Below are 15,844 nucleotides of genomic sequence, written 5' to 3'. Positions count from 1 at the left end.
ATCTACTATCCGTTTACCAATTAAAATCGGACTCTGTAGATGTGTTTTTTGTGTTTTCGATATTGGGTATTTCATTTGAATCTTTTTTTTGTACAGGTTTTACTTCAGCAACCGTTTCAGTTTTTTTTTCGGTAACGGGTGCTGAGGGTTGAATAACAGGTTCAGGCGCTTTATAAGCACTGATATCTGCTTTTTCGTTGTTTATGCCTGTAACTAAACTTATTTGTTCTAAAACTTTATCATTACCAGAAACCAACTCCTGCATCAAATCAGGTAAAGACATATAGCCCCAGCGAATTGCTTTTTCTAATATAAAAGACACTGGGCTATGAGGTTCTGTTTTTGAAAAATAATCTGCTATTTTTCTGAGTTCTTGAAAAGCATGATCTCTATTTGTTAGTTGACCTGAAACTTGTGTTAGAGGTTCATTATTTTTGATCATTTCAGCTTGTATTGAAACTGTTCTACCTTGTTGGCTATTACTTTGCTCTATAGGTTGAACTTGTTCTGGCGCTGCTGTTTCTTCAATTATAGTACTTGGGGTTATAACATCTAACGGCCAAGTCGCATAGCTATCAAGTACAAGGTATTTTATTGCTTGTAGACAATCATTTAGATTTTCTTTTATAAATTGTGCGCTGATAACCGGTATAGCAAGCTGTGAAGCTGTGTTTTTAAGCCAAATATCAAGTTTGTTAATAGAAGACAATGCATCATCAAGTGCATGAATTGTAATTGATATTTCACTTTTATATGTTGTGAAATCTTTTTTAGCTTGCGCTTTTAATTTTGCTAAACTGCCTGATTTTGTTGCAGAAAAGTATTGAGCATGATCTATCTCACCAATTAAAGGCAACATTTGTAATGGCATATACAACAAGCCGCTATTAACACTTTCCCCCAATAACTGTATCAGAGGTCTTAATTGTAACTCCGCTCTTTGCGCTGCCTGTTCATTTGGCTCAGATGATTTTAATTTATTATCTGGTAAAAATGGTTGAATATCAGGCCAAAATGTTTCGATAAATTCAACTAAAACGGATAAAGCAGATGAAATTTTAGAAATAGACTCTTTTTGGAACGCTAAAGACATCACCCACCAACAATAAACTTCAACGTCTTTACTTTTTTCCGTTAATGTTTGCCAACAGCTTTCATTGACGACTTGCCAGTTTTTTTGGTTTTCTTCAAATAATGTTTCATCTGTTGTGGAGTCAGGCGTTTCAATTAAACGTCTAAACGAAGATTGAGCAGCATTAAAGTTATTTCGTAAACCACGATATGCTGAACGATCATCTTTGAGATAACAACCGACCGCTGAATCACCTTCTATAGGGTGTAATAAATTCTTATAATCCACTCATATTCCGTATTATTGTTATTTATGTATTTATTGCCTAAACAAAATGTAAGGTAAAAAAATGTTAATGCAAATCTTGTATTAGATCAGTTGCAAACTAATTTTTAACTTAAAGTAACAATAAGTTACTAGTTTTGTTTAATATGTTCACAGAAAGAGGTACATTTACGCAAAGCTTACTCCTAACTATCTTATTAATACAGAATATAGTTAAAATAAAATAAAACAATGGAGGAAATGTGGATAAAATAAGGAAATATTTAATTTGTTTTATAATCGCTGTAAATTAAATATTTAAGCCACATTTTCTATATTAAGATATTTATTGATATCCACTGTATCTAGTTGGCTTGGCGGTAAGTATTTTTGTGCATAACTGAGATAAACTCCCGATGTTAAAAATAAGACAAAAATATCTCTATCTATGTGCTTATCTAAAACCATTTTATATATAATATCAATTGCTACACTTAAAGGTTTTGCTTTTTTATAGGGCCGATCTGCAGCTGTGAGTGCTTCAAAAATATCAGCCAGAACTAAAATCTTTTCTGGGATAGATAAATCTTTTGCTGAGAGTTTTCTTGGATAACCTGTGCCTATTAAGGTTTCGTGATGTGTAGAGGCATAACGAGGCACATTTTTTAGCTCAGGCGGAAATGGTAAATTATCTAACATCTTAATTGTACTGATCACGTGTTCATTTATTTTATACCTGTCTTCTGCTGTTAAAGTACCTCTTGAAATTGATAGATTATATAACTCACCTCGATTATAAAGTTTTTCAGGTATTGTCATTTTAATACCGAAACTTGGATCGTAACTTTTATTTCGAGTGCGTTTTTCGATGTGACTTTTTTTATCCATCAATAACTTTTCGGTGACTGGAAGCTTAATTTTACAATTATTTGAATGCTTCTCGAATTCAATAGGAGATAATCCTAATCCATCATCAAAATATCTAAGCCAGGTTTGTTTTGATATTTGAGTTAACCTTTCTATTTTATCATTCCCCATAAACTCTCCGCCAATATTTGATTGGGCAACAAAAGCAAAATCATCTTGAAGTTGATTATGAATATGTTTGAGTTCTTGTTTGTAAAAAGCACCTGAATCGGGTTCTAATAATATTTTTTTGTAATAGTCTATTTCAGCATCACGCCATAAAACTTCAAATCGCATTCTGATTTCATGAATGCGATTATAAATCGTCTCTAGCTTAGTTCCTTTGTCAACAATATGATCAGGTGTGGTGATTTTGCCGCAATCATGTAGCCAGGCTGCAATTCTAAATTCTCTTTGTTGATCTTCTGTTTTCAGAGCAAAATCAGAAAAGCAACCCGTTTCACAGCGACTTGCTTCATTAACCAGCATAATACCAAGTTCGGGTACGCGTTCACAGTGACCAGCAGTGTAAGGGGATTTGTCATCAATCGCTTGTGCAATAAGTTCTATAAAAGACTCCATTAACTGTTTTTGATTATTTTCGTGTTTTTGTATTGAGCTTGCCATATCTGTTAAAGAGTCGGCTAATTCATCAAACTCTTTTATGTGTGTGAATGGTGTTTCTATTTCATTAAATTTTCGGTGTTTTATTAAATTATTTTGCTCTACCAATCGCCTTATCGGATTTTCGATTAATCCAGCAAATAGATATGAAATGGGTAGCATGCATAAAAGACAGAGAACTGTAATTAAAATTGATATTTTCACCTTGGCTAAGCTTGGCGCAATAATAGTTGCATAGGGGGCAACTACGGCAAAATAGCTCTTATTTTGGTTGCTCATATTTACTGGGCTAATAAACATAAAATACTCACCAGAAGGTAACATTTGTTTTATTAATTTATTATGTGTTGTAGTTTTTTTTGCATAAGAAATCAGTGGTTTATACGGTACATTTATGGATTGATTAAGGGCGCTGTTAAATTGAGTCTCAAGCCATTTTTTTTGTAAAATGTTTTTTTGTTTTTGTGTTATTTTACGCAAAGCCATGTTGATTGTAGGGAGCAAATCAGCGTGCTCGTGATGTAATAATAAGTGTAAATTTTCAGGGATCTCTATAGGGGAAAAGCTAATGGTTGGCTGCAATGTCAGGTCTTCAATAAAATATTGAGAAATCATATTTTCTAGAATTATTTTACTATCAAGTGCTGCGTCCGCTTCACCTGTTTTAACCGCTAGAATGGCTTCCTTAGGGGTTTTAAATTCAATAATATTAATTAATGGAAAATTACCTTTTAAAATTTGAGTAATTGACCAACCTTCGGCAATAGCCAATGTTTTATTGTTAAGCGATTGAATACTGGATATTTCTGGTGAATCAACTTGTGTTACAACGGCAAAAGGCAGGTTTAAAAATGTATCACTTAAAGCGCCTATCTTTCTATTTTCAGGAGTATCATAAACAGCTTGAAGCGCGTCTAATTCTTTATTTTTAAACATAGATACAAGTTTTGGCCATGAAAAGCCGTTTACATATTCAAATCTTATACCTGTCATTTGTGATACTAAATTAAATACATCAATGGCATAACCTTTTGGCTGACCACTTATAGCAAAATCTATCGGTACCCAATCTTTTGAGTTCGATAAGGTAATAGCAGGTATATTTGAAATAGCCAGCTCTTGCTGCACAGTTAAAGCTAAAGGTAAGGCATCTGGTACTTTTAGTTGAGAATGTTTGGTATTACTTGTTGCGATTAATTCTCCACTTTCTTGATAAAGGTAAATTTCACTGCCCTGTGGTAGTTGATGTTCTTGCAAATGTGAAGATAAACTAGAAAGTGCGATATCTATTCCTAAAACATTTCCACTATCAGCCAAGCGAGTTGAGAATGTGAGACCTGGTGCTTGTAATGAATTAAATTGATAAGGATCCGATTTATATATTTTTCCGATACGCGACTTTTGATACCAAAGCCTTTTTGTTGGATCAAAATCACTTTGCGTTTCACGAATATGTCTCATGTTAAAATTTTTATCTAAATATTCTATCGATTGTTGTGCTGTTCTTGCGTTTGACTTTACGTTTAGCCACCTATCTGTAGGTGATGCAGAGAATTGTTTTCGTATTAAGGGGGAAGCATCCAAATTTATTAATTGATTAAATTTTCCGTTACCTTGACCTATGTATAAAGAGTAAAAAATAGGATTGTTTTCCATAACTTGTGCAAAAAGATGATAGTTTGCCGAGGTAAGAGCATTAGAATTTAACAAAGAAGTGTTTTGCGCTAATACCTTTGTTACTTTAGTGGCCTGTTCATCAATATTGGATAAATAATCTCTGGTATATTTGGCTGTTATTTGAAAACTGTTAAGCGCGGTTTCAGTGGCAAAAGACATGCTGAAGTAATAATGAAGGCCAATCGCAATTACAGCTGTTAAGCTTGTTGCAATGAAAAAAATGCTGACAAGTGTCAGATGAATGGAAATCCGAAAACGACGTATACTATTCTTAAACACTGAATATCCTTATCATTTGCAAAACTTAGCTAACAGATACTAAAAGTAGTCTAAAAACTCTTTGATTAGTAGTGAATTTTTTAATTTCATTCATTTTTACTATGAAACTATATTTACAAAAAATCGGCATGAAAATGAAGCATACTGCGAGATGAACTAAAGTTTTTAAGTGTATTTAAACTGCTATTTTATTTATTTCTATATTGTTTGAAGAAAGTTATTTATTTTGGTGATATTGAGTATTAAGTCTGTGATATGTTTTTGTGTTTTTATTAATATAAAATTCAGGTAATTTACATTTATGTTAAGAGCAAAATAATAAAAACACTAAATTGACATAAGTGTCAACTTGATGTTTTACTGAACTCTCAACTTGTTTTAAATTATAACTAAATATAAATAACAGGCTCCCCTATTATGACATATACATCATTCACTCCACCTCGTAGAACTTTAATGGGGCCTGGTCCTTCGGATATTAGCTCTGAAGTTTTATCTGCCTTATCCAGACCTGTGATTGGTCATCTAGATCCTCTGTTTGTTGGCATGATGGATGAAGTTAAATCTTTACTTCAGTATGCATTTCAAACAAAAAATGAATTTACGATTGCATTGTCAGCGCCTGGTTCTGCTGGAATGGAAGCATGTTTTGTTAACTTAGTTGAAGCGGGTGATAAAGTAATAGTATGTCGTAATGGTGTTTTTGGTGACCGTATGATCCAAAATGTTACCCGTATAGGCGCACAAGCGATTATTGTTGACTCTCCATGGGGTCGTGCTGTTGAAATAGATAAAGTTGAGCAGGCATTAATTGCTAATCCTGACGCTAAATTTCTTGCTTTTGTCCATGCTGAAACTTCAACGGGTGCATTATCTGATGCCCAAGCACTATGTAAAATGGCGCAAGAACATAAGTGTATTTCAATCGTTGATGCCGTAACGTCTTTAGGTGGAGTGGAATTAAAAGTAGATGATTGGGGTATAGATGCCATTTATTCTGGCTCACAAAAATGTTTATCGTGTGTACCTGGTTTATCGCCTATCTCATTCAGTGATAAAGCGGTTGAGATTATCAAAAACCGAAAAACACCTGTGCAAAGTTGGTTTTTAGATCAATCTTTGATTATGAGCTATTGGTCAGGAGCTGGCAAGCGTAGTTACCATCATACCGCCCCAGTCAACTCTTTATACGCTTTACATGAAGCATTATTGCATTTGCATAACGAAGGGCTTGAAAATGCTTGGGCACGTCATAAGCTTCAGCATGACCAGCTTGCTAAAGGTTTGACCAAGTTAGGCATTAATTTTATTGTGCCAGAAGATGAAAGATTACCTCAGCTTAATGCTATATATATTCCTGATACAGCCGATGATGCTAAAGTAAGAAATTACTTGTTAAATCATTATAACCTTGAAATTGGTGCGGGTTTAGGTGATTTTTCGGGGAAGGCCTGGCGCATAGGTTTAATGGGGTATGCAGCTCGAAATGAAAATGTGGCCTTATGTTTAACTGCATTGGAAGATGCATTAAGTCAATCTTAAATGTAAAGGGGCTTTACAAGAAAAGCCCCCATATATCTTATATAAAGAAGCGCAGACTTCCTGATAATTGAATTTAAAGGTATTTTTGATTTTAATACTTAATACCTTGACTACTCAGTATTTTTTGAGCTTCTGCTGTATGAGCTTGATACTTCTTCCATCTATCAATTGATTTTAAATTAATTGGCTCTCTTACTTGTATTTTACTTGCAGTAGAAACTGCAGCGGTGTTTTTATGGAAGTCTAAGCAACTTTTCTGGAAGGGTAAATCGCAAAAGTTTAATATTTGTTTTATTTTTTGTTCAGGATCTGATACCAGTTCTTCATATTTTAACGTCATAAAGTTTTTATTATTTTGTGCTTGCCAGTGTTGGATTAGTTGATAAAACTCACTATAGAATTTAGCTGTGGTATTTAAGTCAAAGGCATAACCATAATAAGGATTATTTATAGTAAACAGCTGGCGATAATTACCTATACAGGTATCCATGGGGTTTCGTAATAAACAGATTATTTTAGCATTGGGTAATACGCGCCTGATTAAATCGACATAAAAAAAGTTAAAAGGCAATTTATCAATAAAATGAGGTGTACTTCCTGTCACAGTGCGAGTTCGGTTCAAATATGTCGTGCCTACAGCTGTAAAATCTAAATCATAAGCTTGTGTGATTGTTTCAATGTCTAGCACTTTATTGGTGTTTGTTTGTGTTAACTCTTTAATGCTCATACCAAAATCTTGTAGCTCTCCTGCTGAAGTGACAAGATCATGGCTAGAAATAATACGTTCAACTAAGGTGGTACCAGAGCGCGGCATACCTAAAATAAAAATTGGCTCTTTACTAATACATCCTATGTTTGAAGTTACTTTTTTACTCATATTTTTTACATGAGTAAATAAATTTTGAAACTCTGAGAAATCATACTGACTGCTTTTTAGCTTGTTACTTTTACAGTTATCTAAATAATGAAATGCGTTTTCATAATCACCAATATGTTCATATTCTTTAGCAAGAGCATGACCTAAATGTAATAAAGCATCAGCATGGGTTTGTTTGTTAAATGCGATTTTAAGGCGTTCGATATGGTTTGCTTTTAAGCGAGTATTACCTAAATCACTCAATGCAAAGTGCGCCTGATAATGATCTGGTGTAATTTTAATCGCTTGTTCAAATGCTGTTTCGGCTTTATTAAAATCACCAATAAATTTACATGAAACGCCATAATTATAATAGAACTGTGAATTGCTATTATCTAACATAAGTGCATGTTCGAAAAACTTAATTGCTTCTTTATGGTGTTCTAAATGGCTAAGTGCAACTGCAAATGTATCGGCAACTAATGCTGACTTTATTGTTGAAACCTGAACATGTTTAATACATGACTTTGCATTTTTTAAGTCGCCTTCAATAGCATAGCATTTTGCCAATTGCGCTAAATATTCATCTTGCTTATCAAAAGAAAGGGCTTTTAAAATCAAGGCTATCGCTTTTTTTAATTGACCGACTTGTAAATTAACCATGGCCAATAAAAAATATGCATCTGCGTGTTCAGGCTCTAAGTGTAATAAAGCCACTAAGGCTTTATGCGCATTTTTTAAATCCGATTTATTCAAGGCTACTTGTGCCTGATGGTGAAGTTTTAAAGCATCGTGTTGCTGCATTTTTATATTTCTTATTCAAAGTAAAAAAGCCTAAGATATTTCCTAGGCTTGGCTAATTAGATTAAAATTAAAGCTCAAATTGATAATTAAATTTTAATCCCAGGGTTCTAGGTCGGTTAATAAAGTGACCATAATTACGTTGAATATTAGCGCCATTGGCACTCGTGATATCTGCTTTGTCACGTCTAACCGATGTATAAGTATATTTATCAAATAAGTTATTTACATAGAAAGTAACAGACCAAGCATCGGCTGATAATTTTGCCGATAAATTACTCAGGCCATAGCCAGGTAAAGTTTCAGCATTATTATGTAAACCTACCTTAGTGATCACATCACTTTGTGCTGTAATACCATAATTCACATCTAACATTTTATCTTTTAATATTTCAGTTTGATAATTCAAACCTAAAGAGAATTGATTTTCAGCTGAACCTGGTAATCTGTCGCCGTCTTGGCCGCCATCTGTACCGTCTTTATTAAACAAATAAGGTGCAGCACTGGTCAATTCAGCTTGAGTGTAGGCATATGTGGCATAAGCTGTAATGTTATTGCTGATAATAGCGCGAGATGATATTTCAACTCCTTTTGCATTGGCGGAGCCTGCATTGGATGTAATTGGTAACTGACCAATATCTGTTACACCTGCAACTTGTGCGTCATCCCAGTCTACATTAAATAGTGCTGCATTAAAGTGTAATTTATTCTTCAACCAGGTACTTTTAAAACCTAATTCAAAATTAGTTGTTTTATCAGGACTATACAATAAATCATCAGCCGTACCACAACCGGTTTGTTTTTCAGGTAATGGATCTGGGCACAAAGTGATACCATTAGAACCACCAATTCTAAAACCTTCGCTCATAGTGGCATATGCCATTACATCATCAGTAAATTGATAGTTAGCATTAAATTTGAATAGGTTACCATCGTCCTTTGCATTACTTTCTACAAATTCAAACTTTATCGCATCTGGTGCAGCACCACTGAATACTGTATTGGCTAATGGAAAATCTTCATCTGACTCTGCCCAAATTTTGTATTCATAAAAACGTGCGCCAAGCGTAATATTGAGTTTTTCATTTACGGCATAACCAAGTTCACCAAAAATAGCTTGCTCAGTGGTTTCACTTCGGCTAATTGAATAATACTCTAATGCATCAGGGCGAGAACCTCCTAAATAGGCATCATATTTTGGTGTATATTCTCTACTAGAGCCATCACTTTCATATTTATTATAATAACCACCAACAATCCAGCTTAAGTCTGAATCATTTTGAGATACTAAACGTATTTCTTGTGTAAAAGCTTTATCATCAGTGAGCTCTCGAGTAAAAGCTGAAAATGATGGGAATTCTTCGTAGCCATAGTTCAATCTTATTAACAAGTCGGTTTGATCTCTTTGACCGTCGGCTTCAAAAGTTGAATAACCCGATGCTGATACTAGCTCTGCAAAACCAAGATCAGCTTTTATTTCTAAGCTTAATAATGAGTCTTCTTTATCTCTTGGTTCTTCATAACGATAGGCAGACTCATATTGATCAATAACCTGATTTAAGCCATTATTCGAATTTAGTGCGTTTTGATGAACAATTGAACGCCCTTGCGTTTCTTGTTTTTGATAGAAATAATTAAGTGTGCTATCTAACCAGTCGACAGGCTGCCAGCGTACAGAAAGTCGACCTGTGGTAGTTTGTTCACCATTAGCATCTTTAACTTGTTTTAAATTATTATTAATGGCTGTATTGTCTGTCCAATCAGGGTCTGGCAGTGAAACACCGCCTTCTTTCACAACATAGTTATAATCAATAAATCCTGGATCATCATATAAATTTAAACTAGCTCGTACAGCTAATGTATCTTCTATAAGTGGTAGGTTAAATATAAAGCCCGTTTCACCGCCCATGCTGTCACTTTCATTCACTGAGAATATATCACCATAAACTTCGGTTGATGTGATATCTAACTGTGGTGCTTTTAACATATAACGAATTGCACCGCCTAAGGTACCTGCCCCATAAAGTGTTCCTTGCGGGCCAATTAATACTTCTACACGTTCAATATCAGTTAAGCGCATATCAATTGAAACAGGAATTTCATTGATATACGTTGCCACAGTCCCTCCATCAGAACCGGGGCCTGAAGAATTTGTATTTAAACCTCGTACGATAATTGGTGAGCCTGAACGGCCTCCTTGATCTGTCACTGTTAAGCCTGGCACCCAACGAGCAACATCGGCAAGCTCACTAATATTTTGATCTTTCATAACATCACCATCTAAAGCGGTAATGTTCAAAGGTGCTTCTTGAACCGTGCCCTTTCGCCTTGTTGCTGATATTTGAATAACTTCTATTGATTTACCTTGCAAGCCTGTATCAGCTGCAATGGCTGTAACAGGACTTGCAAGAGAAGCGGCAATAGCCAGTGAGATCACACTTGGTTTAAACATTAAATTCCCCTATTTATTTACTGTTTTTTTATATTTGTTACATTAAATAAACATGTAACTTTTATTAAAACAACTGAGGAAAAATAGTTTTGAATGGGTATTCACTCTAAAGTGCATAATATTCAGAGCAATGCTTGTTTATATTGAAATTATGCAGAATATGTTTTCAAATTTATTTTTTGAGAAAAGACGCATTATTGTTAAATTTGCAAGTTTGACTAATAATTTATAAACCGTATTTTTGTCATTTTGGGACATTTAATGCCCTTAAAAATACTTTTTTATAACGTCATTTTTTTACTTAATTTTAGTATTGAAGCTAAAATGTTAACGGCTTGTATAGATCATTATCCACCGTTACAAGTATTAGCAGAAAAACCTTACGGAGAAAGCATTTCTGCATTAAAAGCACTTGCCAAAGTTATAAACTATGAAATAGAGTTTGTAACTGGGCCTAATTTTGCGCGATGTTTAAAATTATTGGAGCTCGGTCAAGTCGATATTTTAGCAGGGTTAGTCGATAACCCTAAACGAAGAGAAATTGCTCATTTGATTTCATATAAAAAGGATACACAGTATATATTTATTACCAGAGCAGATGAGAATGACATTGAATCTTATCAAGACTTAAAACAGCAACTTATAGGCGTTACAGAAAATACATTATATTTTGAACAGTTTGATAATGATTCAAGTTTAAAAAAAGTCCCTGTTAAAGATATTAAAATCGCACTTCGAATGTTAATTAAAGATCGTATCGATATCGTGATCACAGCACAAGAAATATTAAATAGCTTATTAAGCGAACTCAATATACAAAACCAAATTAAAGTGAATGCCTTTACCTATGGGCTTAATAGAAATTTGAATTTTGGCATTAGTAAACTGAGCCATATTCATTTAAGCAAAATAGAAATTGCAAAAATTAAGCTTGCTGCTCAAGAAGGTTTATTTGTTAAGGTGATAAATCAATTTATTGCTGAACATCCTGAATTATATTAAATTCAATAAAGTGAGTGCTCTTCGATGCGATTCACTATATTTTCAATCGAAAAATTAGCTTAATTAATATTCTTGTTTAAAGTTAGATTAATCAATTACGACTATAATCTGAGTTGTGAATTTAAAAGTATCTAACATTAAATGCATCTGTGATACCGGTATTTGATTGAGTGAATGTTTGTGCTTTGCGCCTAATAATACATGGCCACTAAACGAAATATCGGTTTTATAATCTTGGTCATCAATATACCAATTACTATCACCCACTAATGTGGGGTAGTTCATGTTTAAGGTACTGGGCTGATTTTTTCAGTCTGAACCAAGTATTCTACAGCCGTTCATGCCCAATACACTTGATAAATACTAGGAGGCTAAGAATCAGCGGAAAATCAGTGAAACGTCATGTTTTCCACTTTAATATCTTTATAATTCCCCTAGAATTTTACTTACAATAAGGACTGTGCGCTATGCCACCTAAAAAATTTTCGGGCATAAAATGTCTACTGCTTTTTATCTGTTTTATTGGTTTAACGACTGGGTGTCAAACCAATAAAGGAGCTACTTCCCAGCCTTTTTCCATTATTTATGGATTCAAAGAAGGTGATAATAAATCAATTTATTTGAGCGATGAACAAGGAAAGAGACGCATAAAAGTTATTGATGTTCCTAATAACACTGGCGGTTACCCTGCGGTTTCGCCTACAGGTAAGCAAATTGCTTTTTATGGTAAATACGACCAACGAAAGACTTGGTCTATTCACATCGCAGATATCGATGGCACCAATATGCACCGTTTGACCAATTTAAAAAATGTTTGGGATTACGGCCCTGCTTTTTCTTCTGATGGGAGGACTATTTTATTTGGCAGAGAGTACACTGATAAGAACGGCGACAGACAAGAAGAAATTTGGCAGATGAACGCAGACGGCACTGAGCAACGCCAAATAAAAGGACTAGAGGGAGGCGCTCCAGAATTTATGCCAGATGCACGGCTACTCTTTCACTCTAAAGGCCGCTTTTCTAAAACTGTTGCAGCTCAAATAAGCATTGCCAATATAGATGGTAGTAATGTAATTCAACTTACCAATGATGATACTGATAACTTTAATCCAAAGATTTCGCCTGATGGTACGCAAATCGCCTACCTTTCAAATAGAGATGGTAATCAAGAGGTCTATGTGATGAACGTTGATGGCTCCAACCAAATACGGCTTACTAAAAACCGAATTAGAGATGGGGATCCTGCCTGGTCTCCTGATGGATCTAAAGTCTTTTTTACATCGCAAAACGTATTTGGAATTTATGATATTTACAAGGTCAATAAAGATGGCTCATCCACTGAGAGAGTGCTAATTAATGCTTCTCAAACTGCAACTGTCTATCACATTGATAAAAACTATTTGGGAAGGTTAGAGAACGCCAGACAACAATAAAAACAATATGGCGTAATTGGCTTTTCTGAGCAATCGTTATTGGTTTACAGATATTATTTTAAAATATAGGTTTCAAAGACCGTTTGGGTGGTTGAGTTCTCATTCAGATTTAACGGGGTATTGGCAAAAATCATCACCTAGGTGCAGATATTCTTATCTGTATCTAGCATCTGCTATCAGGAAACGGCTAACGTATTATAGTTGTGAAGCCATGTTTTCTGTAGATCAAAATATACTAAAAATTTTAGTGTGAATTATCAAATACGAACAGCGCTTTGAGCCTATTGCAGACGTTATCAGGCATTTCAGATATATTCATTTTGTGCGCTTAGTTGACGTAACAAATTGAAAAAATTAATGTCTTCTTAGAGCGAGAAGCAGTCGTTGGTATCGGTTTTGTCAACGACAGCTCATCCGACATTGCAGACGTAAGGATAAGTGGCTTATTCGATATCAGTTACCACAAAACGGACTAAATCTATTAGCTCAAATTGTTCAAACATCAGGTGCGTTATTGATAGGTAAGCGGAAATAAATATTGAAAGGATAGTCATATTTTGTTTAGATCAAAAAATTCTGAGTTTTCGACCAATCCAAATCGACCAATGATAGCTTTCATGATTTGGGTTCGCTGATATATCTAAAATGTATTTTCTTTCTCGGTTATTCAATATTATCACCTCATGTAATGGTGCATTCATGAGCTTCTCAATTGCCTTTAAATATTTAGAGTGATACACGTACTGTTCGTCAGAATAAAACGTATCCTCGTCATTCGTATAACTGCCTTCCCATCCATAAAATCTACCCGGCGCTAGCATTGTTGAGCGTAGGTAGTCAAAATTATCTTTTAAGCTGAAATGAGCCATAAGCATTGCTCCACCGATGCTATGTTGCACGCCTATGGCTCCACGAATCAGACTATTTAATGGTCCTAAATGCTTAGAAAGAGTTTCAAGTTCATTTTTAGTGAAACTATCAACAACGGGATCTTGTTCAAAAGATCTAAAATATATGTAATTAGCTGCCTTTGCTATTGTTCTGGCAACTTCATCAGCTTTTTCTTCTGCATTAACACAGTTAAGTAAAAGAAGTGGCACTAGTGCGAAGGTCGCACTGATGCGAGAAAGATAAGAAGAGTTGTTCATGGCAGGCTAACTCCTAAAATTAGTATAATCAGCACTTCTGCTTTTTTATATCGCATAAATGAAATCGTAAATGAATGGCGCACACGCTTGTATGATGTTAGTTGGTTTATGAGAAATTTGAACGAATTCATTGCCAGAAAAGCAAATATGGAAGACAAGTGTACGGGTAAATTTTATTCATTGCCATCCATGGCACTCACCCTGCGGGCCAGCTGAGCTGTTTTAATTTCTTCCAGATAAATTGATGGGAAGGGCGCTTTAAATCGCAAGCTTTATTAGATGAAACGTCACTACTTAGTTGCATGATGTATGTCGATTTAAATCCTATTAGAGCAAAAATGGCAGGTTCATTATTAGGGAGTGATTTCACATCAATTCAAGAGCGGATTAAACAATACCAATCATTTAAAAAACAACAGTATAAGCTAAAAAACAAAGTAAATAAGACATCAGATTTTAATGTATTGCAACAACCTAAAGCTTTAATGAGTTTTGGCTTAACAGCAGATAGAAATACAGTGCCTTTTACACTGTTTGACTATTTATCGTTAGCTGATTTTAGCAGTCGTATCATTCAGCCAAATAAACGCGGAGCTGTTTCAAGCGAGATACCAAAAATATTAACAGTGCTCAATATTGAAATTGATTCATGGATAAATACGATTCAACACTTTAGGCGACAATATGCGAATTTTGCGGGTTCAAAATCATCACTCATGAAGTGCGCACATAGTCATAATCACAGCTGGTATAAAGGCTGTGCTTAGAAAGTTATGTTTTAAAAATTACTCACTTTTAAATACAATTAATAAATCAAATTAATTAGCTGTCTATTTAGTTTGTTCTTTCTATTACAGCCAACAGCGGCTATTAAACTTACAAATATCAAAGGTAATATTTTCTTCATGGCAACACCTAAATCTACAAACTGTATTAAAGAGGTGTCATTATGATTCGATAAAAATGTAGTTGGTAGGCGCAGTAAGTATGGGAATGTAACTAAAATCGTTATAATTGTAATTTATTAATGCCAGCTATCAGGTACAAAAAGATATCCTTGACTACGAACAGTGATTATTTTGCTAGATAAAGAGCCATTATCACCAAGTTTTTTTCTCAAATTTGCAATCTTGGTATCAACAGTACGATCCATGCCATCATACTCTATTCCTCTTGTTGCTTTAAAAATAAAATCGCGAGATAGAACTTCTTCAGCATGGTTTGCTAGTAATAACAGTAATTCATATTCACTTGTCGTAAGCGGAATTTTTTCATCACTTAATGTGACTAGTCGCTTTTTAGTGAAAATTGATAATTTACCAAAATGTAAATCAGATACCGTATGTACTTTATATGATGACGATTGTTCATTTTTGTTGGGTATTAAAGCTATTTTTCTTAATTGCATCCGTACACGAGCTAATAATACTCTAGGCTGAATGGGTTTTATAATAAAGTCGTCAGCGCCTAATTCAATGCCAGTTACATGATCAATATCATCTTCACTGGCTGTCAAAAATAATACGCTGCCTTTATATTGTGATCTTATTTCACGACAAATGGTTAAACCATCTTTACCTGGTAGCATTAAATCTAATATCACGACATCAGGTTGATTTGATAAAATGGCGTTTGTTGCTAACCGACCATCCGCGATAATCTCAACTTGAAAACCTTGTTGTTGCATGTACTTTTGAATTAAGCTTGATAGCTTTTCATCATCTTCTACTAATATAATTGTATTCATAATCTACTACTTTAATTATTATATCTTGGATGGTTTTATAT

Annotated in this window: 11 protein-coding genes; 4 read left to right on the top strand and 7 right to left on the bottom strand. The window is 34.3% G+C overall.

The features are described 5' to 3' along the window. Positions 1 to 13 precede the first annotated feature (13 nt). Both BM088_RS04715 and BM088_RS04710 read right to left on the bottom strand, forming a co-directional pair. Positions 14 to 1,360, bottom strand: coding sequence for a type VI secretion system protein TssA (locus BM088_RS04715; protein WP_091980696.1), 1,347 nt, complete (start codon positions 1,358 to 1,360; stop codon positions 14 to 16). A gap of 294 nt (positions 1,361 to 1,654) precedes the next feature. After that, the gene (locus tag BM088_RS04710) at positions 1,655 to 4,822 is read right to left on the bottom strand and encodes an HD domain-containing phosphohydrolase (protein ID WP_091980692.1); all 3,168 of its coding nucleotides are present in this window, start codon (positions 4,820 to 4,822) and stop codon (positions 1,655 to 1,657) included. A 417-nt stretch (positions 4,823 to 5,239) separates the two neighbouring features. Between BM088_RS04710 and BM088_RS04705 the strand changes: the two genes are divergently transcribed. Beyond that, a complete protein-coding gene (locus tag BM088_RS04705) occupies positions 5,240 to 6,364 on the top strand; it encodes a pyridoxal-phosphate-dependent aminotransferase family protein (RefSeq protein WP_091980688.1) in 1,125 nt (374 codons plus the stop codon). 91 nt (positions 6,365 to 6,455) lie between these two features. Here BM088_RS04705 and BM088_RS04700 read toward each other — a convergent pair whose 3' ends face one another. Both BM088_RS04700 and BM088_RS04695 read right to left on the bottom strand, forming a co-directional pair. Then, entirely contained in the window at positions 6,456 to 8,024 is a 1,569-nt protein-coding gene (locus BM088_RS04700; RefSeq protein WP_091980684.1) for a tetratricopeptide repeat-containing sulfotransferase family protein, read from the bottom strand. A 67-nt stretch (positions 8,025 to 8,091) separates the two neighbouring features. Beyond that, entirely contained in the window at positions 8,092 to 10,473 is a 2,382-nt protein-coding gene (locus BM088_RS04695) for a TonB-dependent receptor (protein ID WP_091980680.1), read from the bottom strand. 261 nt (positions 10,474 to 10,734) lie between these two features. Between BM088_RS04695 and BM088_RS04690 the strand changes: the two genes are divergently transcribed. Beyond that, the gene (locus BM088_RS04690; protein ID WP_091980677.1) at positions 10,735 to 11,475 is read left to right on the top strand and encodes a transporter substrate-binding domain-containing protein; all 741 of its coding nucleotides are present in this window, start codon (positions 10,735 to 10,737) and stop codon (positions 11,473 to 11,475) included. An 87-nt stretch (positions 11,476 to 11,562) separates the two neighbouring features. On the opposite strand, the gene BM088_RS04685 is transcribed toward BM088_RS04690, so the two are convergent. After that, positions 11,563 to 11,760 (bottom strand): hypothetical protein, encoded by a 198-nt coding sequence (locus BM088_RS04685; RefSeq protein WP_091980674.1) that lies wholly within the window; start codon positions 11,758 to 11,760, stop codon positions 11,563 to 11,565. Between the two features lie 182 nt (positions 11,761 to 11,942). Between BM088_RS04685 and BM088_RS04680 the strand changes: the two genes are divergently transcribed. Further along, positions 11,943 to 12,908, top strand: a complete 966-nt coding sequence (locus BM088_RS04680) for a TolB family protein (protein WP_091980670.1) — start codon at positions 11,943 to 11,945, stop codon at positions 12,906 to 12,908. A gap of 566 nt (positions 12,909 to 13,474) precedes the next feature. Here the strand turns inward: BM088_RS04680 and BM088_RS04675 are convergent. Continuing rightward, complete coding sequence (locus BM088_RS04675) at positions 13,475 to 14,056, bottom strand: hypothetical protein (RefSeq protein ID WP_091980667.1); 582 nt, start codon at positions 14,054 to 14,056, stop codon at positions 13,475 to 13,477. A 338-nt stretch (positions 14,057 to 14,394) separates the two neighbouring features. Here BM088_RS04675 and BM088_RS04670 point away from each other — a divergent pair, with 338 nt between their 5' ends. Then, positions 14,395 to 14,823: a hypothetical protein gene (locus BM088_RS04670; RefSeq protein WP_245763755.1), complete on the top strand. Its 429-nt coding sequence runs from the start codon at positions 14,395 to 14,397 to the stop codon at positions 14,821 to 14,823. Between the two features lie 257 nt (positions 14,824 to 15,080). On the opposite strand, the gene BM088_RS04665 is transcribed toward BM088_RS04670, so the two are convergent. Then, complete coding sequence (locus BM088_RS04665; RefSeq protein WP_091980660.1) at positions 15,081 to 15,803, bottom strand: response regulator; 723 nt, start codon at positions 15,801 to 15,803, stop codon at positions 15,081 to 15,083. Between the last annotated feature and the right edge of the window lie 41 nt (positions 15,804 to 15,844).

Origin of the sequence: Pseudoalteromonas denitrificans DSM 6059 (assembly GCF_900112265.1) — a bacterium.
GTDB lineage: Bacteria > Pseudomonadota > Gammaproteobacteria > Enterobacterales > Alteromonadaceae > Pseudoalteromonas > Pseudoalteromonas denitrificans.
This window is presented reverse-complemented; position numbering and strand designations above follow the sequence as displayed.

What these genes read in the sequence shown, in the direction of transcription:
- BM088_RS04705 (WP_091980688.1), top strand. Translation starts at nt 5,240, where the DNA reads ATGACATATACATCATTCACTCCACCTCGTAGAACTTTAATGGGGCCT.
- BM088_RS04690 (WP_091980677.1), top strand. Translation starts at nt 10,735, where the DNA reads ATGCCCTTAAAAATACTTTTTTATAACGTCATTTTTTTACTTAATTTT.
- BM088_RS04675 (WP_091980667.1), bottom strand. Translation starts at nt 14,056, where the DNA reads ATGAACAACTCTTCTTATCTTTCTCGCATCAGTGCGACCTTCGCACTA.
- BM088_RS04665 (WP_091980660.1), bottom strand. Translation starts at nt 15,803, where the DNA reads ATGAATACAATTATATTAGTAGAAGATGATGAAAAGCTATCAAGCTTA.
- BM088_RS04700 (WP_091980684.1), bottom strand. Translation starts at nt 8,024, where the DNA reads ATGCAGCAACACGATGCTTTAAAACTTCACCATCAGGCACAAGTAGCC.
- BM088_RS04670 (WP_245763755.1), top strand. Translation starts at nt 14,395, where the DNA reads ATGGCAGGTTCATTATTAGGGAGTGATTTCACATCAATTCAAGAGCGG.
- BM088_RS04685 (WP_091980674.1), bottom strand. Translation starts at nt 11,760, where the DNA reads ATGAACTACCCCACATTAGTGGGTGATAGTAATTGGTATATTGATGAC.
- BM088_RS04680 (WP_091980670.1), top strand. Translation starts at nt 11,943, where the DNA reads ATGCCACCTAAAAAATTTTCGGGCATAAAATGTCTACTGCTTTTTATC.
- BM088_RS04695 (WP_091980680.1), bottom strand. Translation starts at nt 10,473, where the DNA reads ATGTTTAAACCAAGTGTGATCTCACTGGCTATTGCCGCTTCTCTTGCA.